Consider the following 25768-nt stretch of genomic DNA (forward strand, 5'->3'; position numbering starts at 1 on the left):
TTAAATCCACTCCCTTAAATTCATAATTTAAATATTAAAGTTCGATTATAACTTCAAATGTTTATTTATAACATTATATTACGTTATTTTATAACATTCGTCTACAAAAAAATCACCCTGAAAGAATCAGGGAGATCTATTAATAACACTATCGATAAATGCCCCTACATTATTCGAATTCCAGGCAAATAGATGCAACCGAATAGGCTGGCACTTCGAACGTAACCGTATTGCCGCTTGCCTGAATCGATCCCTTGTTGGTTACTTTGCGTTCGTTCATATCTACGTAATAAGCTGTCGATACGGTTCGGAACAGCTGGAGCGCTGCTGTCGTTCGCTCTCCCGCTGTTTCGTAAGCTCGGATGATCCACCGTTTGCCCGCATCTTGCTCCGGCATTTTTACAGCGGCTACAACCACCGAGCCTTCCGTCAGCTTCAAAAAGCTTGCGTCAAGCGGCCTAGTACCTGTATGCGAAGTACCGGACAATACGTTGAACGGATGATTGAAGCGGTGTGCGGTTTCGATCAGTTCTTGATCGCAGGCCGATTCCACAACGCATACCCCAATGCTGATTCGGTGATGATTGCCGAGCTCCGGGTACGGGTCCGGATCATAAGAGCTGCGGATTAATGAAACCGACAACGCATTGTCCGTCCCGCGAAACCCGTATTTGTTGTTTGTCACCAGCATGACAGATGGTTTGCCCGCATCTCGCACGCCGAGCGCCCAGCTATTTCCCGGAACGTCCATGTCAAGCGGCTTGCGCAGAATCGTACCAAATGGCACATCATATTTATAAGTCGCGCTTTCGTAGGCAAGCGGCCAATGGAAGTTCAACTGTGGAATGCTGATGCCCGATTTGCCGATTTCGTGCCAATCGCACTCTACTTGAAAATCGAGACGTGGGTTATTCCGGTCGAGCGATACGATGACTTTCAATTTGGAAGCGCCGCATTCGAGCTCGTATTGTAAGGATTGTCGTATGCTGCCATCCGAGATCATTTTTAATTTCACGTTACTATGCGCATTCTCGATCTTCATGTAGCGACCAACATACCAAGCACTCATCCCTTTTCCGGTATCCTCCTGAATCAGACGGAACAAGCCAGCGGGGCGGGATGCATCGATCATTTGTTCACCTGTCTTCTTATGGATCATCGAAATGACCGTCGCATCTATGGGATGAAAAATCACCTGTAGTACATCGTTTTCAAGCACATACCTATTCTCTCGTTCCACCCTCGGATCAGTTGGCAGAAAAGGATTCACCGATCCTTCACCCTCTGAAATGGTATATGTGCTATAACCGCATGTCGGTGCTTTGACATATACGAGCAACCGCGTGTAATGATGTCCCCAATATGGGTTAAAGCCTTCATCAATCATTTGATGTGCAGCATCTCTGCCTTCGCTGTCCCTGACAATCAATGTTTGGAGAGGGCTATTCCAATCCCAAAGCACGACTTCCGTCGTCTCTTCCCGGTCGTATGCCGAAGGGTTGAAAAAATGGACAATTCGCGTATTGCCTCTGCCGCGTTCGACTTGCGTAATTTTGAACTCACGGGTGCCATAACCAACTCCAGCACCTTCTGACACTGTAAGCTTGTCTTGAAGCCCGCCCAATTGTGACGTATCGATCGTCGCGGCAATGCTTTCAAGCGCTAGCTTACGGTTCGTGCCCGCGATCGCCATCGTATTTTGAAACAGACCGAGTGCATGCTCTCTGGTTTCAATAACACCGGAGCCGGGAAGAATATCATGAAACTGGTTGAACAGCACATTTTTCCAAGCTTCCTCATACGCCGTTCCTGGATATGTGGCCCCTGCTGCAACCGCCGCCGCCGAGCTGAACATTTCGGCTTCATTTAACGTCGCTTCTCCAATCCGGTTTGCCGTTTTGATTTTTGTCTGTGACGTGTAACAGCCGGTAAAGACGAAGTTGATTTCACCCGTCACGACAGGCAGCTTGTCGGCAAGCGGCTCGACGAGCTTATAATACTCACTGTAGGTGCCAAATCGGATTTGAGGATAAATCGGCCAGTCGTTCATATCCATGATACGTTCCAAATCGCGTCTTGTCGGGCCGCCACCGTGATCGCCAACACCGTAAACGTTCAAATAGGTTTTCAAGCCGGTTTGGCGGCAAATTTCCGGGACATACGATCCGAGAATGGGCTGTACGCTATCGTTATACCACGTTGGCTCACGATATACGATAACCGACTTGCCGGACGGTGCTTGCCAGCGATATAAAATGTGTCCGTCATTACCACGGCAGTGGTAATAAAACTTAACGCCGCCGTTCGCCAATATTTCCGGCACGTTGACGCTGTGCCCAAATGTGTCCGGCTCAAAATCGAGATTCAGGCTGTCCGGGTCCAAGTCAAATAGCTGGGACAAGTATCGTTTTGTATAAAGCAAATGCCTGGCCAGGCTTTCACCGTTCGGCATATTTTTGTCAGCTTCCACCCAATGTGACGCCGTCACTTCCCAGCGCCCTTCCTTAACACGTTTCTTGATCTCCTCCATCATATCCGGTGCGTACTGCTCGACGATTCGATAAATGGACGCCTGTGATTGGGAAAATGTAAAATCGGGGTACTCGTTCAGTAAATTCAGCATCGTTCGTAACGTATCGATCGTAACCGCGACCGTCTCATCCCATGGCCACATCCAGTTCATGTCGATGTGGGCGTGTGCAGCGCAGATGATATCGTAACTTTTCGCCGCCGCAGCAAGCTCGCTCAGCATGCTCTCTGCGTGCAGCGCAGTATGCTTGCCAATGACACCTTCTTCGGCGATTTGTTGCTCTACATAGGACAAAGCTGCTTCAATCGGCTCATTGTACCTGTACCCCTCCACTTTAGAAACTTCATGCGCAAAAACCAGCTGCGACAATATGCGTTCTCCCCAATAGCCTGGTTTTGAGCTTATTTTTTCTTCCCAATAGGTTTTAGGCGCATTTCCAAGAAGCTTCCTAAGCCGGGCGTCAATCGATTTCATGTAATTCCCTCCACTATTTTGATTTAGAACATATCAAACATACAAATATACAAATCTTACAATCTAAATATAAATCTAACAAATATACTTGTAAAGGTTTATTTTTCAATTTCAACCATCAGATATCCCTGCTGTTCACTACAAAAATACAACAAAATAAATTTGTATATTGGTATTATTTTTGATAGGATGTGTATGTATATTTGGACAGAGGAGGCCCTACATTATGATACGTGAAGCGAAACGCGCTCCGCTGTACTCGCAAATCAGAGACTACATCCTTGAACATATTCATCAACATAAATGGCTGGCGAATGATCGGTTACCCACGGAAGCAGAGCTGGCCAAGCAGTTCGGAGTCAGCCGATTCACCGTCAAAAACGCACTGTCCGATTTGGTTAAGGAAGGGTTGATTTACCGCATTCAAGGTAAAGGCTCTTTCATATCGCAGGCGGTAGCTGATCAGGATAACATCTCGATACCTCAGGAACGGACTGTTAGTGCGGCGGGAGCAGTAGGTGCATTCAGACCCATCGTCTTTCTGACACCGAGTATTGAAAGCTCCTTGTCTGCGAATATTTTGGCTGGAGCTGAAGAGCTATTGTCCGAGCATGGATATCCCATCATGTTCCGTTCAACACGGAATGATCAGGAGAAAGAGCGGCAATTGCTCCAGGAGTGCTCCAGAATGGGAGCCAGAGGTTTCATGATTATACCGGTTGACGGTGAATCCTATAATGAGGATATTTTGCGTCTGACGTTGAATAAATTTCCGGTTGTCGTCATCGATCGTTACTTGCGGGGTGTCGACACGAATTGCGTCTGTTCGGACAATGCAGGCGGTGCCTATGACGCGACTTCCCACCTTATTGAACTCGGTCATTCCAACCTCGCGTTCGTCGCCCTGCACAATCGGTCAACTACGAGCCTGGAAGACCGTTTGACAGGTTTTGAAAAAGCGCTGACCCAGCATCACATTCCGATTGACCATCACCGCTGTCTGATCGAGTTGTTTGGCGAACATCCATCAAAGGCTGAACAACGCAGCACCTTCGCTGAGCATAAATCTCTCGTTCGATCTTTTTTGGAACGTAATCCCGATGTAACCGCCGTATTCGCGGCGACAAACAGCAGCGGAATTGCCGTGCTCGAAGCGGCAGAGGAGCTTGGCATCAAGGTACCGGAACAGCTGTCGGTCATATTTTTCGACGATTACGAGCATTCTACACTTTCCCGTATCCCGCCCAGCTGCGTCGTTCAGCAGGATAAAGAAATCGGCTCTGCTGCTGCACAACTGCTCATGGCTGTCATTGAAAATCCGCTGCTGGAGCGCAAACAATTGACGCTGCCGACTCAATTGGTACTTCGGAAATCTACTGCCCGGGTGAGGCCGTCATAATAAGTTTCCCCTGAAAGCATGATTTGTCAGTGGGACTGCTGCATGAAAAAGCCACAAAGCGTGAGTTATCGCATTGTGGCTTTTGGTGATCCGTAATGTCACATAGCTAATGTAAATGCTTAGCTGGCACTTTTCAGAGCTTCTGCAGGTACTTTAATCTCAGCTACTTTGTTATGATTGGAAAAGGTATTGTCCATTTTCATATCCATGGAAATTTTTTGTCCTTGTTGGTCCATATCCATGGTCATTTCGACATTCATGCTTACGGGGATGTACTCATCCTTTTTAATAGCGTATGTCATTTTCATACTCTTAATGTTCATCTGATCCATCATCGCATTCATTTGCGGATTATTACTGCCTGAGCTGTTCATCAGCTTCTTAGCCAGCTCTTTGACGCTATCGCCGGATATCGTCGCGCTCATCACATAATTGCCTCCATCCTCTGTAACCTTGGTATCCTTGGTTATAGAGTTGAATTGCTCCAGCTGCTTATCCGGGCTTGCCTGATTTTTAATCGTTGCCATTAATTGATCCTTGGTATTGTCAGGCAATTTAGTCCAGGTCCCCTGCGACTGCATGTATATTCCGTCTTTTGTGATGTATTGCTTAATATCTTGAGTTTGATCATTGCCTGGCATCGTCATTTTGATTTCCTGGTACATGGCAATCGGTTCTTGAATCACATCTGTTTTCATATTCATATTTACTTTCTGATCTTGCTTCTTGCCGTCCACGGTGACGGAAATATTCTGATCCATCTTCGTATCCATGGTATAGCTTTTCAGCTTTTGACTGGCCTCCGATGTTTTTGTAATCAGTTCTTCGGCTGTTGGCACCCCTTTAGTTGTTTCAACTTTACTTGTTGCTGTTGGTTGATTCATGCCAGCCGCCGGCTGACTGGCCCCTGTAGGCGTACTTTCACCCTTCTGCCCGCATGCAGTGATGCTCAGCAGCAACGGAACGGTTAATAACATCGATGTCCATTTTCTCAAAATAGTTCCCTCCCAAAATTCCTCTATATAATATGTACCTTATGTATTTACCCCTATCAAATAAAACTAAACGGTAAATCCTCCCAGCATGAAAACTTCATGAACAATGCAAATAGACCCTGAAGCAGGGTCTTAGATTTTGGCAATAGCTGTTTCGTTAAATGGACTCGGAATTATCGCTATCGATCTGTATTTACAAGCTTTTATCTGTGAATCGTATTAGTGTACGTATTGCATTAAAGTGCATGCCCTCGTCTCTCAACATGTCTCATATATTGCTTCTGTGATCAGGTACCACAATAGGTTCGGTAAGGTCGGGTTGATGGCGCAGGCAGTGTGGTGTAATCCGTCTGTTCTGGGGAGTACGCGAATGGGCTTGAAAGCACATCCAACAGTCGTTCCATCACACTGTAGTCTTCTTGTTGCTCGGCAGCTTCCAGTGCTTCTTCGACCCGATGGTTGCGCGGAATTATCGCGGGATTGCTGTTTCTCATTAGCTGATGCGAGGAAGCTTGTGGTTCCTGCTGCCTGCTGAGTCTCGCCAGCCACAGCTCGTGCCACTGAGCAAATTCTTCTGTGCCAAACAAGACCGAGTCATCCAGTTGATCCATGGTTAAAGCACGGAACGTATTCGTGTAATCGGCACGATATTTCTGCATCATAACCAGCAGGTCTTCAATCAGTGATTCATCCTCTGACTCTTCGTTAAACATTCCGAGCTTGGCCCTCATTCCCTTCAGCCAATTCCGATGATACAGCTCGCCAAAATCCGAAATCGCACCTTCAGCCAATTTGACAGCCTGCTCCTCGTTAACGTGCAGCAGCGGCAATAGAGCTTCAGCCAATCTCGCAAGATTCCACGCAGCAATATGAGGCTGATTACCATAGGCATAACGGCCGTTACTGTCAATCGAACTGAATACAGTCGCTGGATCATAGGTATCCATAAAGGCGCAAGGACCATAATCAATGGTTTCTCCGCTAATCGCCATATTGTCGGTGTTCATCACCCCATGAATAAAGCCCATAAGCTGCCAGTTGGCAATCAGCACAGCCTGACGCTTGATCACTGCTTGAAGCAGGCTCAAATAGAGATTATCAGCAGTTCCAATTTCTGGAAAATGTCTTTGTAATGCGTAATCAGCCAAAGCCCGCAGCTCCTCGACAGTCCCCCATCTTGCAACATATTGAAAAGTGCCGACACGCAGATGACTGGCAGCCACTCGGGTCAGAATTGCGCCAGGCAGCCCGATTTCGCGGTTTATGATTTCACCTGTTGTCACAACTGCAAGACTGCGTGTGGTAGCAATACCTAGCGCATGCATAGCTTCACTGATGATATATTCACGCAGCATCGGTCCAAGCGCCGCTCTACCATCGCCTCCGCGTGAGTATGGTGTTCGGCCTGATCCCTTGAGCTGAATATCCAGCCGCTCACCTGATGGTGTAATCTGTTCGCCAAGCAGCACAGCTCGGCCGTCACCTAACATGTTAAAATACCCGAATTGATGCCCGGCATACGCTTGAGCAAGCGGCAAAGCTCCATCTGGAATCTGGTTGCCAGCAAGCATCTCTACACCTTCATGACTTTTCAGAGCTTCGGCGTTCAACCCCATTGATGTGGCCAGTCGTTCATTTAGAATGATCAGCTTTGGTGAGCGTACAGGTGTCGGGTTGATTCTGGCATGCAATGAATTCGGCAGACTGGCGTAGCTGTTGTCGAATTTCCATCCTGTTTCTTTTTCTGGTATTGCTTTATGTTCTGTCATTGTATCTCCTTATAATTCCATATTTTTTTTAGAATTTCAGTTTTTCCGTTAAATCTAACTCATTTAATCTCCCCATATTGTAGCATTTTATGAAATACACGCAAAATAGAAAAAGGCCCACCTGTACGGTGAGAGCCACTTGCCTCCGATATTTTATAATAAGTTTCATCAGTCTATAGGCTTTAGGTCATATAAATCCTGTACATTGCACCCGACTGAGTTGGCTATTGAAATTGCTGTTTTTAAAGGCATCACTCTTTTGTTATCCATATAATCTAAAATGCGTTCCGGTTTGTAACGAAGCTGACGTGAGAGTTCCTCTAATGTCATATCTGATTCGTTCAAGCGCTCCTGAAGCAAACAACGACCCAACTCAAACTTCATCATACACCTCCTGAAAGGTACAATGTGTATATCAGATATGTTTGCCCATACAGCTTATTTCAATTCGAACCATTCATCTTAACACTCGCTCGTCCATATCCACTTCTACTGTTTGACTTTCGTTCTTATTTTTTACCAAATAGAATTTCCCCTGCCTCCAGCTTTGTTAACTTGTCCAAATTGAGTGATTGAAATTTTCCATTATCCAGCTTATGGATAGCTTCAATTTGTGTCTTTGTGGCTGGTTGATCGTGAATTAGGGCATACAAATTATCATAGGCAATCATTGTGGCAATCTTTTTATCGTCAAGCTCGTCAATGAGACGGTACATACCTTCGATCGCTTGTTCCTCACTTTTCAAACCGAAACCCGAGTCTGTACTCAGCACAAACCGGTCAGGGAACTCTTTCATAACGGGTATAAAATCTTTGAGCTTATTGGAGCTTTCCGGGTTAAATGCTGTAAAACCTGCAAAAAAATCAGCGTACACATTAGGATATGTCTTCAAAAGCTCACGGATATTGCCCGGTGAATTAAAGGCATTTGCATGCGCGAAAATAAAAGTCGTGTTCGGATAGGACGTTAATGCATCTTTGAATTGCTCTATTACAAATCCGTTAGGAGGATCGATATGAAGCAAGACGGGAGCTTTGTACTCGGCGCACAGTTCATAAATTTGTGGCAAGAAGCCATCCATTGGGTGTTTTGTTTTCCAGGCAACCCTGGACAAAACCGGTGAATTGGTGGACGCGGCTGCTATTTCACCAATTCCGAAATAACCTTTTTCCAGCATTGTGCGAGTGGCATCCACCCCAGAAGATTCAAGCAAGTTGATTCCGGAGAAAAAGGGTATAATGACATCCGGGCGATCACGATAGGCCTCCCATGCAATTTCGTCGGTTTTTACTGCCGAGGGCTCGGAGACGTCACCGAATAAAACGATTCGATCCACAGCGTTCTTCTCCCAAATATTTTTCATCCCGATATATTTATAACCGCTGGCATCATGATTATGAGCATCGATCAAAGGGATGCCCCCATATGCTTTAACCAACTCTAGTAAGCTTTTATTAGCTGCTAGTGGAGCCGTATTTTCGGTTGTGACAGGCTTGGGTTCTGTTATAGGAATTATTTCCTGCGTTGCTGTAGTATCACTCAAAAAAAGCACCTTACCTAAAAGCGCAGCACCGATACATGCAAAAAATAGGATGAGTAACAAATAAGAGATCTTTTTTTTCGACCGCACTCTATTCCTCCATTCTTTGGTAATATGAAAATTACATTTATTACCTTTACTTTAAAATTAATAAATACTTTTGTAAAGAAGTATTGTTGGTCACAAACTATGTATTCACTACAGCACAAAAAAAGCTATTCTTTTTGTACATAAAAGATAGCTTTTTTCGTTTGAGATATTCAGTTTATTAAAATGATTAGTCCAAGCAATATGTACTGTTATTCGCCGTAAGTCGTCGGATTCAGACGAAATGCAAGACCCTCCCAGTTGAAGTCACCGCACTCTCCTCTGAGTCGGTTTTCTTGAGCAGCTTTTCGATAGAGCTGAAGCGCATCTCTGTCGTCCAACAAGGAGGTGTCCTGGCCAAGGTGTTCAGACAGAAGTTGATGGCGTAACGCACGCACCACTTTCGGATCCCATATGACAGCGTTCATCTCCGTATGACCGAAGATCGAATTCGAGTGAAGATTGCAGGACCCGATTGTCGCCCATGTGTCATCGACCAGCATGATTTTGGCATGTACATAGATATTGCTGCGCCCACCCTGACCATTAGGTCCAGCGATTCCAACAAGCGTGAAATTATTGTATTCATCAAGCGCTTCTATGTGAGCAAGGAAATCTTTGCGATCGGGATTCCGGCGGGCTGTGCGCACATGTTCCTCAGGTTCAGCTGGAACGAGGATAACAACATCTACACCACGCTTTAGAGCCTTTTCAAGACAGGCCGCTATCTCTGGAATCGGGAGTGCCTGATTCTCGATATAGATAGAATTGCGCGCCGCGTTGATCGCCTGAATATACTGATCGGAGATAGTTCGCTCCCCTGCGACGATATCGTAAGGTAGCCCTCCGGGAGTCGGGTGATTATCGTTGTAACGGCCCGTATAGACATTACGTTGGATCTGAACAAGGCTGTCACCTCGTGGATCTGTAACGTGTATCGGAAAAGGCAATTCATCATCGCCGTTGTGACCCCACACACCGTCTTCCAGCATTCTTTCGCTGGCCTCATTCCATCTCTGCACGAAATTATGGTGCACGTCGGTTGCAGACGGTCCCATCACTTCGACATAGACATCGTGACGTTGGCCTTCTCCCACGTGGCCGGGCTCGAAGGCTTTGAAGGTAGGATTAATTCCACCAACAAATGCCGTTTCGGACGGTTCGCCTGCATCTATCAGCCAAATTTTTTGGTGCTGGCAATAGGCGGCGTGAGCACGGTCCCAGCGGGCGCGGAAGCGTGAATGACGCGCGGCAAGCATTTCACGGTCAGCAGGCGATCCCGCAAAGGCTTGACCATACCCGCTGCTCTCCGGATTAGGACGCCAGAAAATGATCCGTACATCCAACCCACGTGCAACCGCGTGGTCCAGCACATCGAACAGAGTGCCGCGTCCATCAGGCATCTGATAATCCGGTGCTGCGAAGGTGATCGATAGCCAGACACTGTGCTGAGCGAATTCAATTGCCTCGCAGATCCGACGGAAGGTAGGGGCGCTATCTATGAGAGGACGAACCACATTACCGTGCCTCGTCGGATAGGTGGCAGAAGCGATATAGGGTATTTGCGGCTCAGAATCAGCTGTAATTGAGACTTTGGATTGAATCATATATCACGAGATTCCTCCTTTTAGGCTTATCAATGGGATATCCTAATTATACCTTTATACAAACAGTACATCTCCAGCTTCTTCAAATCTTTATATTTCTAACTTCATACAGCTAATTTTCCGTATCATGCACTATCAACTTCGGTCAGCTTTTTGGATTTCCCCAAGTTTCACTAAATATCAGATCCTTCAGACCCCTGCGTTTTTCCCAATTGGCAGTCTCCAGAATTGGTTTCTCCGGATAATGGGCTGTGTGCCCAACCGACAACAAGGCTACGGGTTCAATATGAGGAGGTATTCCCAATATATCTCGAACATCATTCTTTTTATAGAAACTTACCCAGCCCATTGCCAAACCTTCTGCATAAGCTGCTAACCACATGTTTTGAATCGCGCAAGCAACGGACATCATATCTGTCTCAGGTATCGAATTTCTTCCCAGAACATGAGAGCCGCCTCGAGTTGGGTCACAAGTCACGCAAATCGTATAAGGGGCCTGCTTGATCCCCTCGATCTTTAGACTTAGAAACTCGTCTTGCCGTGTCTCTTCATAATGGATTGCTAACGCCCTTCTCTCTTTATCCGCTGCCCAAGCCAAACGCTCTTTAACCTGCTCCTTAGTAACTAGAATGAAATTCCAGGGCTGCATAAACCCAACAGAAGGTCCATGATGTGCTGCATTGAGCAATTTCATTATCGTTTCTTCCGGAACAGGATCCGGTAAAAAGGTTCGGACATCCCTTCTCATATAAATGCACTTGTACAACGCTTCCTTTTCTTGATCAGTAAACATCCAACTACCTCCGTTCTTTTCTTAAGCTACATGGAAGTAAAATAACAGCATTAATATCAAAAGTAAAGAAACCCTGCATCCCCTTATTCCTTATTCTAAAAATAGTGGTTCGTCTAGTACAACCTTTGTACAGCTGCATAACATATATTAAAAAGGAGCTGAGTCGGATATGGAACATTTTGATTATACAAAAATCACTGCAAATTGCTTGGAATTGGCCCTTAAAGACCTAACGGAAGCCTTATATTTATATGAACAGGAACAATACCTACTGTCCGAAAAAAGAATATTCGAGGCCATCTATAACGCTTCATCCGTATTGCATTTGATTGCACTTGAGAGAAATGAAATGGCTTCGAATGATTAATCTTCAACAATTCATGGCATCTTATTGATGGTGAAGCATGCCTTGCAACTTCTCTGGAGGCTACTGCTTCATTTATCGCGTCAAGAAACTGCGATTGCTGATCCCTACATACATTACTGTGAAAACCAGCAATCTTTTAGTAGATGCGGTTCGTAATAATAACATACCGATGTTCCGTAAATTTGAAACCATTCCCTGTATATTTAGATTATTTTCATTCACAATTCCTTATGTAATCCGGTTGCATTAATCACATTATAATGTCGGTTCATTCGTTCCTTATTCAGAATTAACCAACATAAATGTGATTTTTCTGTTATTTTCTTATTGATTTACACAAACAAAAGGAAGTAGGCCTACCTTGCTAGAGTTCCTCTACCATTCTTTTACATCAAACGACAATTTCCCGAATATATAGGCACTTTATGCTATATACATAATATTCCATATATGATAATTTTAAGTTGTAATATTAACTTTACTTTTTTGTGCCGATTGAAGAGCTGGCCAGCTTTCAATAAATAATTTATTTGGAGGTACTATATGAAAAAGTTATTCTCTATCATTCTACTTATGTTCGTGATGCTAACTTCAGCCACAAGTGCATTTGCAGCTCCTCCAGATGTGTTTATTACAACTCCGTCATCTACTAGCGAATTAAACCCATCTGTTTATTCTGTTCAACCGCCTATAGTTTGGGATCAATATGATGCTGATTCGCTGTATTTTAAAGAGTATTGGATCATTATTTACGACCCAAGTTATAATGTGATTTATGACTCAGGAATTGTCGGTCAATATCAATCGGCCACACATAAATCCGTTAATGTTCCCACTTTACCAACAAATCGGACACTTCTAGTCACTGTTAATGTTTCTGATTCCAATGATGAGTGGAGCAATACACAAGCTAAATGGATGAGAATTAGTCCATAATATAATTCTAAGAGGGTTGCGTAACTGCAATCCTCTTTTTACTTTGCCGTTTTCCATCGCTGTCCCTTCCTCCCTGTGTTAACGAATAAGCAGGCCCCCGGATATGCCTAAAATTCAGAAGCTATTTACATTTTCCAGTTAATTGTCTTGCAGCTCCCTTAAAGCAGCTTCCCCCAGCGCTCGTAGGACAAAAGACCACTCTTTGTCCTAAATCATCCAAATTGTTCTAGTCCTTGTAGTCTGCTTCAGCATAACAGCGATTCTGATTTCTTATAGCGAGTTCCCTATCTCCAACTTAATTTTTATTCATTTTGTCATTTCTTCCTTCTTAATATTTTGACCCCGCTTTCGCCTTCAGTTCGACTGATACTGAACAAGAAACCCTTTTAACCCGGATCCGCACGCGGAATTATTTCTCCACACCTTAACGGAAATGCTCTACCCTTCAGGATTTGATTTGCAACAAAATGCATTACTTATCACCGCCTTAGACTGCTTACTAGATAACGATCTTGGTTTTAAAGTAGTCTTCAAGAAAAATACTTCAAGTAGCAGCGATATTTGTTGTTACAACGCAATCACTAATTTGTTACTTCACTGGCCTCGCACATAAAAATGTGAGTTTATTTTAAATTTTCCTCCAAATATTACAAGCGGTACTATGCAAATATAGTACTATCAAAAAATAACAGTACTTGGTAAGTTATGTTTAGAAAGGTAGTGATTTTATGTTTTTCCCTGATTATTTTTGGATTAAAATTATTGCTATAGTCTTCTTTTCAGTATTAGGAATTATTGTAGTGGCAGGTTGGTTTGGTTATTTAATAATGGACACGGTTAGAATGGCAAGAAGGAGAAAAAAATGAATCCCATTGAGGTAAATTACGCATGTCCCTAATCATTCTGGTTTCGATAATAGTATTCATTCTGCTCTTCATCCTATTTTTTGCATTAAGGGATAGAGTTAAAGATCGCCGAAACGAAAAGATAAACATGTATTTCTATAAAAGGCTTGGGTGCAGCCTGCTTATTTTGCTCGTTTTAGTTGTGATTGTTTCATACTTGGTAGTTATAATTGGTACTGGAATATTAAGCCCATAAAATGCGGCCCTAATCTGCGAGATAGTATTTTTGTTAGGAGTATATACCCAAATTATTTACAACCTTTATACCTACGCCCATCCATGCTGATCTATCTGGTCCAGATCTGAAAAATATTCACGCTATTTTTTACAATTCATTTAACAGGCTTGGTGATTAGAATCGCATTACAAATGGCTCAAACTAACTAATTCTTTGAAAAAACAAAGGATATTTTCAAACACAAATAAAGAATGTACGTTCCCATTCATGGAAAGCACTGAATTCCTCATACAGCTTTTGTGTGATATTAAAAAAATTACCAAACTCGAAAACAATGAAAACTCTGATATTAAAGGGTATAATGACTATTATATATTTTTTACTAAGACTAACTTATAATTATACTAACTAACTAATTAGTTATGCTTGAATGGACAACAAATTTGGAGGTATCCCTAATGAAAAAAAAGATTTCTATGATCGCCGCTGCTACTCTAGCCTTATCGATTATGGCTTCCTCAGCAATGGCTGACACTTTAAAAACTACAGCGGATTACAAGGACCTGACGAATGTGGATAGTGCACTAAAATCCAAGATTGACTCGCTTCTGGCCAAGCAAGTATTCGAGGGTGTATCCAGCGACAGCTTTGGTATCACTCAAAATATGACCAGAGCCCAATTCGCCAAAGTCGCTTCACTAATCTTCGAACTTCCAATAGATTTAACCAACCAAACCTCCAGCTTCGCAGATGTTCGTGTCAGTGACGCTGCTAATGGCTGGGCTATTCCTTACATCGAAGCCGCTAAAAAAGCAGGGCTCATTGATGGAATGACAGACACCACCTTTGCCCCAGGCGAGAATGTAACCATTGGACAATTAGATACTGTCCTTGTTAAAGGTCTTGGCAAAACCGTCAATACGTCATCATCTCCATGGTACACAGATGCCGTCAACCAAGCCACCTCATTAAACATTCATCCTGGCGATAAGCTTGGCAGCGCAGTAGCGACACGTTCTGATCTGGTTGTCGGTGCCTATCGGTCTTCACAGGCATTCAACGCGGCTAAGACTCCTACTCAGGGTCAGGGTCAAAATGAGTCACAAGGTCCAGCCATCCTCTCCGTCAAGGCATCAGGTGACCAATCGATAGTCGTTACTCTAGATCAGCCAGTTGACCCCTATCTTGCAGTTTGGTCGATTAACAAGGAAGGTGTGGAGTTGTCCAAGACCGTATCCTGGTCTGTCGATAAAAAGACGGCTACATTAAATTTGACGGCTAACACTGTTTTGAGTCCGGGGTCTTATATTATAAAGTTAAGTGGTGACGGCCTTTCAACTATGCGTGGCACTTCCAGCACACTTGCTATCGGATCTTCAACAGCATCAGGTAATTTGAATTATGAGCTTTCAGGCTCATATGATTTAAGTAACGTCATTGATAGCGGAATAACGGAAGCCGCAACAGGCTTGTCAGGTTATGCATCTAGAACCGATGCTGAGAACCCACTAACAAGTAAATTTGCAAAGAAAATCACATTGAATGCAACTAACTCATCAGGTGAACAAATAGTCATACCCGGTATTATTCAAACCATTACTTCATCCCAGCCATCTATAGTCAAGGCAGCCGTATCTTCAGATCATAATGGATATATCCTTGGTAACAAAGCAGGTACAGCTACAGTAAATATCATTTACACAACCCAGAATGGAGAGAGCAAACAAACATCTATTACCGTTCAGGTCAAAACCGATGCTGTAGCAGGACAAAAAATTGAAGCCAGAAAATCCACCTATACACATACGGCTACAGTAACTGGAGGAGTCTATTACGGTCAGTTTAACGCATATGATACAATGGATTTGAAAATTATCGACAATTATGGTATTGAATACGAGAAGAATGAAGCTCAAAGCTATAACTTTGCACTTAATACATTATTCAATTTGGAGGGTATTGTCGGGAATCCTAGCAATGGAAATGTCGGTACAGTCACAGTGGATACGGCTGGGAATGTTCTTGTTACCGGTAATGTAACCCGTTTTACTTTGGTAGCTATCCTGCCTAATGGGAATAGAGCCTATACGGATGTGATTATTCGCAGTAACCAGTAACTAAGGGACTCGATCAAGCTAGCCTACCAGAATAGAAGCGTTTATTATTGTTTAAAATTCTATTCTCTGAACTGCACGTATACAAAACAAAGAAGCTCCAGCCTCGCTGAGTGCTTCTTTGTTTTGTGCAATAATTCATTTCTTTAATCCTTCACTGTTGTAATTCTCCTCTAAGACGAGTACGGCTTCGATAGCTGTTCGGCGTCATGGCCGTAAACCGCTTGAAAATTTTAATAAAATAATTATCGTTCTCATATCCAACCTGCGTGCCGATTTCCGAAATCGTCATATTGGACTGCTCCAGCAGACGTCTGGCCTCATCAATTCGAAGCTGATGAAGAAATTGAATCACGTTGGTTCCTGTTTTTTTCTTAAACAAGGTGCTAATATATTTCTCATCCATAGAAACGTGCTCGGCCAGCATTCTTAATGAAATCATGCTGCGAAAATTTTCTTTCATGTAAGAGATCAGCTTATCCACCTCACGGTGCCCGGTGTCGGCCTGCTGAGGTGTATCCATCCGTGAAGGTGGTATCGACAGTCCGGAAGCCTGCTGCTTGCTTAACTCTACCTCTACCTTGACGAGCGCATCCATCAACGACTGAACATTCATGGACAGCTTAAGTATATAATTGGAAGCGCCATACTCTAACGCTTTCCGCACATAATCAAAATCACTGAGGCAGGACAGCATAATAAACCGACTGCCGATCTCCAGTTCTCTTACCCGCTGCAGAAGCTCCACACCATTCATTTTGGGCATAAGAATATCACAGATGATTAAATCAGGCAGATGCTGCTCAATAAAGCCTAGTGCTTCTTCACCGTTCCCGGCTTCTCCGATCACATGAAAGCCAAGACTTTGCCAATCCACAATCCGCCTGACCGATTCCCGAACGAACACCTCATCCTCCACCAGCAATACGGTCCACATGTTCCTCACCTCCTGATTGTGTGCACAATAACTACATACGCCTGATCCGTAAGTTCCGCAGCACGGTCAACAATCCGCACGTTTCCCAGGCTATTAATTTCTGCCGTAGTACAATTTTAAATTCTTGATATCTACTAGGTACAATATGTCGATCCCGTTTGCATTCCGCTCTACAGCCAGCCGTTCTATGGGCTTCCCGGGAGCAATCGAGGTTGAAGTCCAGGTCGATCCACTCGTATTGACTGCCATGAAAGCTCTATCGGTACCTGTATCGGTTACATAATATACTCTTTTATCCGTTCCTGTCCAGGTTATATCAATAGCAGCTTTCGTTTGACTTGTATTATATACCGTCTGGACATTCCATGCACCACTGCTCACGTAACCATACTTCACGGAGAAAATCGAGCTGCCGCTTTCCCGATATCGGTAAGCAACCTTGGGACTGTTCGATGAATCCACCGCCAGCTTGGCACTCTGCACGCCGGGTCCGTCTGGAAGCCCTGAGTCTGCAACGTATATTTCGCTGCCAGTAAGAGGTTGAATAATATCAACCGTTGCATTCGTTACAGGAAGAGTTACTGCCGCTCCATTTGCCTTGGAGAAGATTCCAGTTGAAGGACTGTATTTTAAATAGGATAGCTCATGACGCAGTCCACTGGAAGGAAAGTTCGACCATTCGAACAAAATATGCAGATCACCGTTGGAGTCAAAGACCAAATCATCCGGATATACGGATTTGTTCGCCGCTGATGCGATAACAGCTACTTTCCCCCATGTACTGGCACTGTTGTTCCAGCGATACAAGACTCCATTACGACGCGTATTGGCATCATCACTTCCCCGAACCATCAAATACAAATCACCATTCGGTGCTGTCGTCAATACGGGGTAGGTGACCTTGAGCGTCGAGTCCGGCATATCCGGTGAATGATATTGAGGACTGCCTCCTACTGTATCCGAACGAAAATATCGCCAGGTGTCCGTATGCATAGAGCCAAATACATGGAACCTGCCGCTTCCGTCTCTGGCCATAGAAGGTTGATTATGCCCAATATCATCGCTGTACTCAGCAGCCACCCCTCCGTTCATCACCGGAATATTCGTCCAGCTTCCTGAATTGTCTCTTCTGGCAATGTTTATTTTATGTGTGCCCGCTGTGCTGCCTGGTGCATTATAGGCCATATACGCGTATTCGTTTCCCGTGACATAAGTATCTAGTGGTGTCCACCAGCCGGCCTGGTTGCTGGAATCCATCGCGTACGGGACTTCCGTTAATACCGCCGCGGCGCTGCCTGTACTTGCCGGCAACAGCAGGGTCATTAGAGCTGAGGTGATCACGAGCTTTTTACCTAATGTTAACCATTTCATTGTTCATACCTCCATTTGTTTAGTAAGAAGCCTATACTTCTACCAAATACGGGTGTACTCACCTCCTGGATTTACGATAAAAGCGTTTGCAAGCTAGTCCTCAGCAAGATAGATTCCACATAGCTGATTGCAAACACATCGTATCACAGGAGAAATGAACGGGTTAAGTGCCAAATTCGTCTGGTTATAGAACAATATCCCGTGATTCCGTTAGTATTGTAGGATCAAATAGAACATTTTCCACAATGCTCCATTTATCCTTCATCAGCTTGGGCAGACATGTTGTGCTCGTCAATATACGGCTCGGATATCAGCAGTGGAAAATAAAATCGCACCCGAGTTCCCTGCTCCAATACGACCATTTCCAGACCTGCATTGCTTTTAAATAACAGCCCAAGTCTTTCTTTCAGATTGCTGATTCCGATACCTCCTCGTTGGCGATCCGATTTGATCGTTTTGCCTGTAGGCCTCTCTACTGATCCTGATCCATTATCCTCAACCTCTAGGTACAGCTTTCCTTCTTTTCCGTACGCTCTTATTGTAATAAGTCCCTTCTGCTCCCTTTCCATAAAGCCATGCTGAATACTATTTTCAACAAGTGGCTGTAGACTTAGCTTCGGCAGCAGCGCATATTCCAGACCTGGCTCCACCTCGTATTGCACATCAAACAACTGTTTGTAACGAAAATTTTGGATATAAATATACGACTCCACCAGACCAAGCTCATCCTTCAAATAAATTAATTCACGCTCTGAATTTAAGCCTGCCTCAAGTAATTTCCCCAAGGATACACATATCTCGGCGATATCCGGCTGATTCTCAACCAATGCCAACCATTTAACCGTGTTGAGAGTATTTAATAAAAAATGAGGATTCGTTTGCGAAAGCAGCATTTGGAACCTGACCGCTTCTTTGTTCCGTTCCTCTTCCTTAAGTCGCTGGATCAATTGCTCCATATCCGCCATCATCTGATTGAAGGTACGGGTTAGCTGCAGGATTTCCCCCTGGTATTTGGATTCGGGCAGCTGGACACGAAATCTATTGTCTACTGCATTGGCCATCTTGCGCTGTAAATTGTGCAGTGGTTTGGTAATCGTAGACGCAATCAGCAATGTGATCGTAATAAAGGCCAGCGTAAATGTGAACGATGCGGTAAAAAACGACTTCTTCAGCCGATCCACCTCAGCATAAATCTGATTCATCTGCACACGCTTCATCATGTATTTATTGATTCGGGGCAGCTCCGTATAAATGTGTAAGTACTCACCCTCCACATAATAGCCTTTATGATCCAGCTTATGGCCCCCAGCAAGCCTCTCCGTCTTCTCGATTCTCCCGCTCTTGCTATCAGCAAGTATCGTACCATCCGGTTCCAGCAGCAAATACGTCTCTTCGTTAAATTGGGTAACTGCACGAAACCACTCATATACGTCAACACTTGCCCGCATAACCGCATATCGGGTCCCGTCCCTGTCCCGCAGGGGTGTTGAATAAGTAAGCAGCTGCGGACTTCGTGACAAATCACGGCTTACGTAATTCTTGTCCCAGTTCCAGACATAGCGATAAGGCTCCTGCAGGATTGAGGTATACCAGGGCTCCTGCGTCAATCGGCTGTAGGATAAGCTCTCATTCGGTGTATAGGAGGCGTAGACGTTGCCGGAACCATCCAACAATGTATAATATACCGGCGACAGGCTAATAAACAGACTGTTGATGATCGACTTGAATTTGGTATCAATCATATATACCCTTCGCAGACTGTCATGCTCATTAGGTTCACGAAGGATCGAGGTCACCAACACATCCTGCTCCATTAGCGTTACGGTTTTGTAGACAACGTTCAGCAAATCCTCCAATGACTTCTGCAGCGTAGTCATCTGATCCAGGCTTTGATCGGCGGTCTGCTTTCTCAGGACCCCTTCAACACTATTGAAATTGTAAACATTCAAAAAAGCATAAGGAAGCAGTATCAACATAACGAATGCCAGAAACAGGCGATTCTTGAGCGTTGTGGGAAATAAGGCAAACAGCTTGCTCGACACGGAATCAACCCCTTCCAGAAAATCAACCGACTTATATTTGTATCACAAGCTATTATAGCATGTCCGATCACTCTAGGAATCGAGAAAAACAAGCCCCCTTCAAGAAGGCCTGTTCCTGCATCTGATCTCGTTATCCTTTTACAGCGGTACTGGATAAACCTTCAATAATAAATCGTTGACCGATTAAAAACACAACCAGCATCGGCAGTATGCCAGCTGCAGCCGCAGCCATCATCCCGTTATAATCGACGTTAAATTCGAGAATGAAATTTTGCAAACCAAGCGGCACCGTGTACAATTCGCGTTTAATAATAAAAACGAGCGCATTTTCAAAATCGTTCCAGTGCCAGGAGAAATCGATTACCGCCAGAGTAGCGAGCGCAGGCTTCGACAAGGGAAGCATAATACGTGTAAAAATCTTGAAATGTCCGGCCCCATCAATAAACGCCGATTCGGAAATATCCTTGGGGATCGAGATAAAAAACTGCCTCATCATAAAAACGCCAAATATCGTAATCATACCCGGTAAAATGAGCGCCCAATGTGTATTGAAGATACCCATCCATTTAAACATAATAAATTTGGGAACAAACAGCACCTGAGGTGGAATCATCATCATCGCCAGATACAGCATGAACAACGCATCTCTTCCTTTAAATTCCACTTTCGTGAAGCCATAGGCTGCCAGTGCCGAGAGCAGCGTCGCCCCCGTCATGCTGATCAATGCAACCTTTAAGGAATTGAGATAGTACGGTACAAAGCTGTTCGTTCCCGTCCATACCTTGATATGATGCTCCCATACCAGGTGTGTAGGAATCCACTGAATCGGATATTCGAACACAGCTGCAGGTGTTTTGAAGGATGTCGAAATCATCCATATAAAGGGCAGCACCATAATGATAGCAAAAGCAGCCATCACGAGTGTGAGCAATCCTTTTTGCAAACCCATGAGGGTGGATCTTCGATTTGTGGCGAGCATCGGGCTGCGTCGTGGAATAGTGTAATCAGCCTTGGAATTCATGATCAGACGAGCCTCCTTAATAATGTACCCATTTCTTTTGGCCAAACCATTGAACGCCCGTAATGACCAGAATCACTGCAAATAATGCCCAGGACACTGTGGAGGCATAACCCATTTCATAATAGCGGAACGCGGTTTTATAGACGTATAAGGATAAGATCAGCGAGCCATTACCCGGTCCGCCCTGAGTCAATGCTTCTATAATGCCAAAGGTTTTGATCGTCATAATTAATCCCGTAACCACAAGCATGAAGGTGGTAGGACTTACGAGCGGCAGCATAATGCTGAATACGCTTTGTCTAACCGAAGCGCCGTCGATTTTGGCTGCTTCCAGCAGCTCCGGTGAAATTTCCTGAAGTGCTGCCAAATAAATGATCATGTTATAGCCAAGCATAAACCAAATCCAAATGATGTCGATCGCGATCATAACGGTATCCGGTGAAGTTAACCAGCCCGGCGGGTGATCGAAGCCCAATTTCATCAGCATCATATTAATGGGACCCTGCTTCGGCTGAAATAACAGCATCCATACGAACGCCACCGCCACCCCGCTCGTAATATATGGCATGAAATAGAGCGCGCGAAGCAGTGATTTCATATAAACGGAACGATTAAGAACAACGGCTACCACAAAAGCTAATATGACGGAGATCGGCACACTAATAAGGAAAAAAATCGTGTTTTTCAGCGAAAGATAAAACAGTTCATCATGAAATAAACGCTTGATATTATCCAATCCTATAAAATGATACGTCTTGCTTGTAAACTGCCAATCCGTAAACATCAGAACCGCAGAGAATATAGCCGGTATGATAAAGAATAGAAGCACCCCAATCAGGTTAGGCAAAATAAATGCATATCCGACCCATCGCTGCTTACTTCCCATTGATTCCACTCCAATCCGTCATGAGTGAATGTCGAGGGAAGAGTCGCTGCTCCCCCTCGCTTCATTCGTTTATTTTTTTGTTTGTTTGATATAATCATTATGCCTTCTGGCTATGGAATCCAGTGTAGCCTTCACATCCTGCTTTCCTGTGAAAAATTTCTCATATTCCTCTTGACGTAAATCCAAGACCTGCTTCGGAAGCGAGCGTGCATATTTCGGTACGTCATTGAATAAAACCCTCTTTAACGACTCCTGATCATACGTTGCCGCATTATCTCCAAGCAGCAGCTTCATTACCTCATCCTGATTTACTGATTTGGAAGCCGGGAAACGTCCTCCAGGTACCATCGGAAGCATACCTCCGTCTGCATACCATTTAAGGAAGGTCCATGCCGCTTCCTTGTTTTTGGATTTGGCATTGATCGATATTGAATCTCCGATACCTCCACGCGAGATGAAGTCTGCTGCATTGTCCACTAAACGTGGTACTGGCGCAAAAGCGATTTTGAATGTTCTCGGATTATCCTTCATATTATTGGAGCTGCGGAATATCCAGGTACCCGCATTCAGCATTGCAGCTTCACCCTTCAGAAAGACGGTATCCACTGGCATTTTTGAAGTTATTTGCTCAGCATATGGAGGTGTCGCGCGGCCATCGGCCATCATCGCTTTCATCGTTTCCAGCCATTTTCCATACAGGGCATGGTCCATATTCGAGGAACCATCTGGCTTTGTATACCCATACTTGACGGACACAGAGTCCAGTGGGTCAGGCAGTGGTTCCGTGTGCTGTACAAGACCATATCGCTTATCGCTTTTCAGCTTGTCCGCGTAGGCGCTCATCTCGGCCCAGGTCCATTCGGTCGGCACCTTGAGTCCAGCTTGATCGAGCAAGTCCTTGTTGAACCATACAAAATAATGACTTTTGCTGGTCGGCATAGCATAATATTTACCATTTATTTTCCACTCACCGGAGCCTTGAATCTTTTCTTCAATATTGTAATCCGTGTAAGTCCCAAGATCTTGTGTAAATCCGGCATCAATTCTGCGCTGCAGCTGTGTCTGTGTGTAGTTAACAAACAAATCTACATCCTGCTCGGTCGCCAAAGCTGTATCCAGCTTCATATTACCTGCATCATCGTTAACATACCTCTCATATTTGACCTGAACATCGGAATTTTTGGCATTCCATGCGTCTACTACGGCTTGTGGGCCTGACTCTGCGGGTACGCCGCCCCACATCGTTAAGGTGATTTTTTCTTTCTTGGCATTCGCAGTATCTGCAGCTGGTGCTGCTGTATTGGATGCTCCCCCAGATGAATTATCCATCCCCGTCGAACAGCCTGTTGCTGCGACCATACATGCCGCTATGGCAGCGATCATGCTGATTGTGCGATTCTTTTTCATTGAAACCCCTCCGGACCTATTATGGTTATTTCCACAAATCAACTATAGCATTCACAGCAGCAGCCTGATAATGAACAGTTTCTCTGGAATTGTAGAACAATCTCTTGGAACTATTTGTGTCAATAGAACGATTTCGTTATTTATCCAATAAGAAGTGAAGCAGAGGATCGACAAAAAACTCCTGGGTCCCACATCGGGGCCAGGAGCTGTGCATGAAACTATTCACATAGATTTAATTAGATTCACAACGATTGGTTTAAATATCTTTCCTTGACTGTGTTCATATGATGAAGCTCATGACCAGCAATAATGTAAGCCCATGCTTTAGTGGAGGATTCATTTCCATTAACAATGCCTCTTCTGGCCCATGCCTCCTCAGATAGACCACGAAGCAAAGTAAGCGTAGCCTTACGTACAATCGTGTACTCCTCCAAAATATCTGACATAGGGCAGATATCAAAGGAAGCACCGCTCATCAAATCATCCTGATCATAACCAGACAACGGCGTTTTGTCCCCTCTTGCAATGCGAAGCAGCCGATAGCTCATGATTCGTTCGTTATCTGTAATATGGCCCAATACTTCTTTTAGTTTCCACTTTCCAGGGGCATATTGGTAATTGGCCTGATCTTCTGTAATCGTTGAAAAAACATCCGTAGTACGCTTGAGGGATTGAGTAAGAATCTCTTGGATATTACCATCTGGAACCAACTTCACATAAATCTGATAATATTCGTTATACTCATCGTAAGCAGGCCGTATAGACATGAATGAATCTTCTCCTCAAAGGTTTTACCCAGTATACCATTTCGTCAGCCTAATTTGTTTAAAAGTAAATTTTCTATAATATCCTCAGCTTTTCAACTAAACACGTAAGCCCCTATACGATATCGAGAGGAGTTTTCCGCGTCGGTTTTGGAAAAGCTGCATCCAGCCTGCTTAAATCCTCTTCCGTTAGTTGGATACGCGCTGCCTCAGCATTCTGGATGACATGCGCTTCAGAGGATGCCTTCGGTATCGCTATCACTTGGCCGCTTCGAATACACCAAGCCAGAAGCAGCTGAAAAGGATTTACCTGATGCTGCTCGGCAATTTCCTTAACGGTTGGATGGCCAATCAAACCTTTTCTTAAGGAACCCGCCTGTGCGAGCGGACAATAAGCCATGACAGGCATTCCATGCTCTTGCTGCCACGGAAGCAAATCGTATTCAATTCCCCTTGAGCCCAGATGATACAGCACCTGATTGGTTACACAATGCGTACCCTTGCTTAGACGCGTAAGCTCCTTCATATCGGACGTATCCAGATTGGACACACCCCAGCGTAATATTTTGCCGGCTTCAACCAATTTTTCCATACCTTCTATCGTTTCACTAAAAGGAACACTGCCTCTCCAATGAAGCAGATACAAATCCAGACGATCCGTTTGCAAGCGCCGCAAGCTGTTGTCACAGCTTTGGACGATGTGATTTAGTCCGGCATGATGCGGATACACCTTGGATACGACAAATACCCGGTCCCTGATTCCCTGGATAGCTTCTCCGACAAGCAGTTCTGACTTGCCATCACCATACATCTCAGCGGTATCGATCAGATTCATACCAAGCTCAACGCCAAGCTGCAAAGCTCTGATTTCCTCGCTTTTGTGAGAGGGGCGATCCCCGATATACCATGTCCCTTGCCCAAGCCTCGGCACGTTGGCACCATCGCGAAGTGGTATACCAGTTATATTATGGTTAGTTGTCATCGTCAGACCTCCGTATAAAAAGATTGGTCATGCAATTCGTTAAACCTTATATTTATTTGGTGTAACGCGACTCCAGCCTGCGACCTGCATACCAAATCAATGCAAAAACAAGCAGGATCGCAACCATTTTCCAAGGCTGCTTGAACAAATTCCCTAAATCATGTCCAGCCACAGATACGATGATGATCATCACAGCTTTCCCCATCGCTGTTGCTATCAGAAATACTCGCCTCGGCAGCTTCGATATGCCCGCTACAATATTGACGAAAGCCGATGGTGTGAATGGGAAGCAGGCCAGCACAAAAATCGGTGTAAACCCATGCTGCTCCAGCCATCCGATAAAAGTTCCGGCTTTAGGATATTTGCGTTCAATAAAATTGCGGAATCGAACCCCGAACCTGCGAAAAAACAAAAATACACAAACCGCACCGCTAACAACACCAATCCATGACCATAAAGCACCTTCCCATAAACCATAGGCATTGACATTGGCGATTATAATCGCAATTAACGGCAGCACAGGGATCAGAGACTCTATGAAGGGTGCAAGTATCCCAGGTAAGGGACCCAACGCTTCGTAACGATTCAGGTAGTGCTCAACGTCTTCCCAAGTTAACCCTGCTAGCTGGTCTATCCAGTTCATGTGACCTTATCCCCTCTTCA

General features: G+C 44.5%; 20 protein-coding genes. 4 read left to right on the forward strand and 16 right to left on the reverse strand.

Annotated elements, in window-relative coordinates; all coding sequences use genetic code 11:
* Positions 1-169: 169 nt before the first annotated feature.
* Positions 170-3004: an alpha-mannosidase gene (locus LRL21_RS33560; protein WP_240420163.1), complete on the reverse strand. Its 2835-nt coding sequence runs from the start codon at positions 3002-3004 to the stop codon at positions 170-172.
* 226 nt (positions 3005-3230) lie between these two features.
* On the opposite strand from LRL21_RS33560, the gene LRL21_RS33570 reads away from it, so the two are divergent.
* Entirely contained in the window at positions 3231-4403 is a 1173-nt protein-coding gene (locus LRL21_RS33570; protein WP_275901036.1) for a GntR family transcriptional regulator, read from the forward strand.
* A gap of 119 nt (positions 4404-4522) precedes the next feature.
* Here the strand turns inward: LRL21_RS33570 and LRL21_RS33575 are convergent, their stop codons facing one another.
* From LRL21_RS33575 to bluB, 6 genes are all read right to left on the reverse strand, one after another.
* Positions 4523-5398, reverse strand: a complete 876-nt coding sequence (locus tag LRL21_RS33575; RefSeq protein ID WP_240420164.1) for a DUF6612 family protein — start codon at positions 5396-5398, stop codon at positions 4523-4525.
* Positions 5399-5685: 287 nt separating this feature from the next.
* Positions 5686-7167 carry a protein adenylyltransferase SelO gene (locus tag LRL21_RS33580; RefSeq protein ID WP_240420165.1) on the reverse strand — a complete coding sequence of 494 codons (1482 nt, stop codon included), beginning with the start codon at positions 7165-7167 and terminating at the stop codon, positions 5686-5688.
* 168 nt (positions 7168-7335) lie between these two features.
* Positions 7336-7554, reverse strand: a complete 219-nt coding sequence (locus LRL21_RS33585; RefSeq protein ID WP_338044715.1) for a helix-turn-helix domain-containing protein — start codon at positions 7552-7554, stop codon at positions 7336-7338.
* A 122-nt stretch (positions 7555-7676) separates the two neighbouring features.
* On the reverse strand, positions 7677-8798 hold the full coding sequence (locus LRL21_RS33590; RefSeq protein ID WP_240420166.1) for an amidohydrolase family protein: 1122 nt from the start codon (positions 8796-8798) through the stop codon (positions 7677-7679).
* A 209-nt stretch (positions 8799-9007) separates the two neighbouring features.
* Positions 9008-10402 carry a phospholipase D-like domain-containing protein gene (locus LRL21_RS33595; RefSeq protein WP_240420167.1) on the reverse strand — a complete coding sequence of 465 codons (1395 nt, stop codon included), beginning with the start codon at positions 10400-10402 and terminating at the stop codon, positions 9008-9010.
* A 145-nt stretch (positions 10403-10547) separates the two neighbouring features.
* Positions 10548-11195, reverse strand: a complete 648-nt coding sequence (gene bluB, locus LRL21_RS33600) for a 5,6-dimethylbenzimidazole synthase (protein WP_240420168.1) — start codon at positions 11193-11195, stop codon at positions 10548-10550.
* A 169-nt stretch (positions 11196-11364) separates the two neighbouring features.
* Between bluB and LRL21_RS33605 the strand changes: the two genes are divergently transcribed.
* The 3 genes from LRL21_RS33605 (at position 11365) to LRL21_RS33615 (ending at position 15698) form a co-directional block, all read left to right on the forward strand.
* Complete coding sequence (locus LRL21_RS33605; RefSeq protein WP_240420169.1) at positions 11365-11562, forward strand: hypothetical protein; 198 nt, start codon at positions 11365-11367, stop codon at positions 11560-11562.
* Between the two features lie 543 nt (positions 11563-12105).
* Positions 12106-12498 (forward strand): hypothetical protein, encoded by a 393-nt coding sequence (locus LRL21_RS33610; RefSeq protein WP_240420170.1) that lies wholly within the window; start codon positions 12106-12108, stop codon positions 12496-12498.
* A 1541-nt stretch (positions 12499-14039) separates the two neighbouring features.
* A complete protein-coding gene (locus tag LRL21_RS33615) occupies positions 14040-15698 on the forward strand; it encodes an S-layer homology domain-containing protein (protein WP_240420171.1) in 1659 nt (552 codons plus the stop codon).
* Positions 15699-15849: 151 nt separating this feature from the next.
* On the opposite strand, the gene LRL21_RS33620 is transcribed toward LRL21_RS33615, so the two are convergent.
* The 9 genes from LRL21_RS33620 to LRL21_RS33660 all read right to left on the reverse strand — a co-directional run bounded on the left by LRL21_RS33620 (position 15850) and on the right by LRL21_RS33660 (position 25748).
* Positions 15850-16632: a response regulator gene (locus LRL21_RS33620; RefSeq protein ID WP_240420172.1), complete on the reverse strand. Its 783-nt coding sequence runs from the start codon at positions 16630-16632 to the stop codon at positions 15850-15852.
* 93 nt (positions 16633-16725) lie between these two features.
* Entirely contained in the window at positions 16726-18003 is a 1278-nt protein-coding gene (locus LRL21_RS33625) for a BNR-4 repeat-containing protein (protein ID WP_240420173.1), read from the reverse strand.
* Positions 18004-18257: 254 nt separating this feature from the next.
* Positions 18258-20045 (reverse strand): cache domain-containing sensor histidine kinase, encoded by a 1788-nt coding sequence (locus LRL21_RS33630; protein ID WP_240420174.1) that lies wholly within the window; start codon positions 20043-20045, stop codon positions 18258-18260.
* 130 nt (positions 20046-20175) lie between these two features.
* Positions 20176-21024, reverse strand: coding sequence for a carbohydrate ABC transporter permease (locus LRL21_RS33635; RefSeq protein WP_420832522.1), 849 nt, complete (start codon positions 21022-21024; stop codon positions 20176-20178).
* 58 nt (positions 21025-21082) lie between these two features.
* Positions 21083-21952 (reverse strand): carbohydrate ABC transporter permease, encoded by an 870-nt coding sequence (locus LRL21_RS33640; RefSeq protein ID WP_076237915.1) that lies wholly within the window; start codon positions 21950-21952, stop codon positions 21083-21085.
* 69 nt (positions 21953-22021) lie between these two features.
* Positions 22022-23359 carry an ABC transporter substrate-binding protein gene (locus LRL21_RS33645; RefSeq protein ID WP_240420175.1) on the reverse strand — a complete coding sequence of 446 codons (1338 nt, stop codon included), beginning with the start codon at positions 23357-23359 and terminating at the stop codon, positions 22022-22024.
* Positions 23360-23601: 242 nt separating this feature from the next.
* Positions 23602-24126, reverse strand: a complete 525-nt coding sequence (locus tag LRL21_RS33650; RefSeq protein WP_240420176.1) for a DinB family protein — start codon at positions 24124-24126, stop codon at positions 23602-23604.
* Positions 24127-24238: 112 nt separating this feature from the next.
* The gene (locus LRL21_RS33655) at positions 24239-25105 is read right to left on the reverse strand and encodes an aldo/keto reductase (protein WP_240420177.1); all 867 of its coding nucleotides are present in this window, start codon (positions 25103-25105) and stop codon (positions 24239-24241) included.
* A 52-nt stretch (positions 25106-25157) separates the two neighbouring features.
* Positions 25158-25748: a TVP38/TMEM64 family protein gene (locus LRL21_RS33660; RefSeq protein WP_240420178.1), complete on the reverse strand. Its 591-nt coding sequence runs from the start codon at positions 25746-25748 to the stop codon at positions 25158-25160.
* Between the last annotated feature and the right edge of the window lie 20 nt (positions 25749-25768).

This window comes from Paenibacillus periandrae, assembly GCF_022458865.1.
GTDB classification, from domain to species: Bacteria; Bacillota; Bacilli; order Paenibacillales; family NBRC-103111; genus Paenibacillus_S; species Paenibacillus_S periandrae.

What these genes read in the sequence shown, in the direction of transcription:
- LRL21_RS33560 (WP_240420163.1), bottom strand. Translation starts at nt 3,004, where the DNA reads ATGAAATCGATTGACGCCCGGCTTAGGAAGCTTCTTGGAAATGCGCCT.
- LRL21_RS33570 (WP_275901036.1), top strand. Translation starts at nt 3,231, where the DNA reads ATGATACGTGAAGCGAAACGCGCTCCGCTGTACTCGCAAATCAGAGAC.
- LRL21_RS33580 (WP_240420165.1), bottom strand. Translation starts at nt 7,167, where the DNA reads ATGACAGAACATAAAGCAATACCAGAAAAAGAAACAGGATGGAAATTC.
- LRL21_RS33585 (WP_338044715.1), bottom strand. Translation starts at nt 7,554, where the DNA reads ATGATGAAGTTTGAGTTGGGTCGTTGTTTGCTTCAGGAGCGCTTGAAC.
- LRL21_RS33595 (WP_240420167.1), bottom strand. Translation starts at nt 10,402, where the DNA reads ATGATTCAATCCAAAGTCTCAATTACAGCTGATTCTGAGCCGCAAATA.
- bluB (WP_240420168.1), bottom strand. Translation starts at nt 11,195, where the DNA reads ATGTTTACTGATCAAGAAAAGGAAGCGTTGTACAAGTGCATTTATATG.
- LRL21_RS33605 (WP_240420169.1), top strand. Translation starts at nt 11,365, where the DNA reads ATGGAACATTTTGATTATACAAAAATCACTGCAAATTGCTTGGAATTG.
- LRL21_RS33610 (WP_240420170.1), top strand. Translation starts at nt 12,106, where the DNA reads ATGAAAAAGTTATTCTCTATCATTCTACTTATGTTCGTGATGCTAACT.
- LRL21_RS33615 (WP_240420171.1), top strand. Translation starts at nt 14,040, where the DNA reads ATGAAAAAAAAGATTTCTATGATCGCCGCTGCTACTCTAGCCTTATCG.
- LRL21_RS33620 (WP_240420172.1), bottom strand. Translation starts at nt 16,632, where the DNA reads ATGTGGACCGTATTGCTGGTGGAGGATGAGGTGTTCGTTCGGGAATCG.
- LRL21_RS33625 (WP_240420173.1), bottom strand. Translation starts at nt 18,003, where the DNA reads ATGAAATGGTTAACATTAGGTAAAAAGCTCGTGATCACCTCAGCTCTA.
- LRL21_RS33635 (WP_420832522.1), bottom strand. Translation starts at nt 21,024, where the DNA reads ATGCTCGCCACAAATCGAAGATCCACCCTCATGGGTTTGCAAAAAGGA.
- LRL21_RS33640 (WP_076237915.1), bottom strand. Translation starts at nt 21,952, where the DNA reads ATGGGAAGTAAGCAGCGATGGGTCGGATATGCATTTATTTTGCCTAAC.
- LRL21_RS33645 (WP_240420175.1), bottom strand. Translation starts at nt 23,359, where the DNA reads ATGAAAAAGAATCGCACAATCAGCATGATCGCTGCCATAGCGGCATGT.
- LRL21_RS33650 (WP_240420176.1), bottom strand. Translation starts at nt 24,126, where the DNA reads ATGTCTATACGGCCTGCTTACGATGAGTATAACGAATATTATCAGATT.
- LRL21_RS33655 (WP_240420177.1), bottom strand. Translation starts at nt 25,105, where the DNA reads ATGACAACTAACCATAATATAACTGGTATACCACTTCGCGATGGTGCC.
- LRL21_RS33660 (WP_240420178.1), bottom strand. Translation starts at nt 25,748, where the DNA reads ATGAACTGGATAGACCAGCTAGCAGGGTTAACTTGGGAAGACGTTGAG.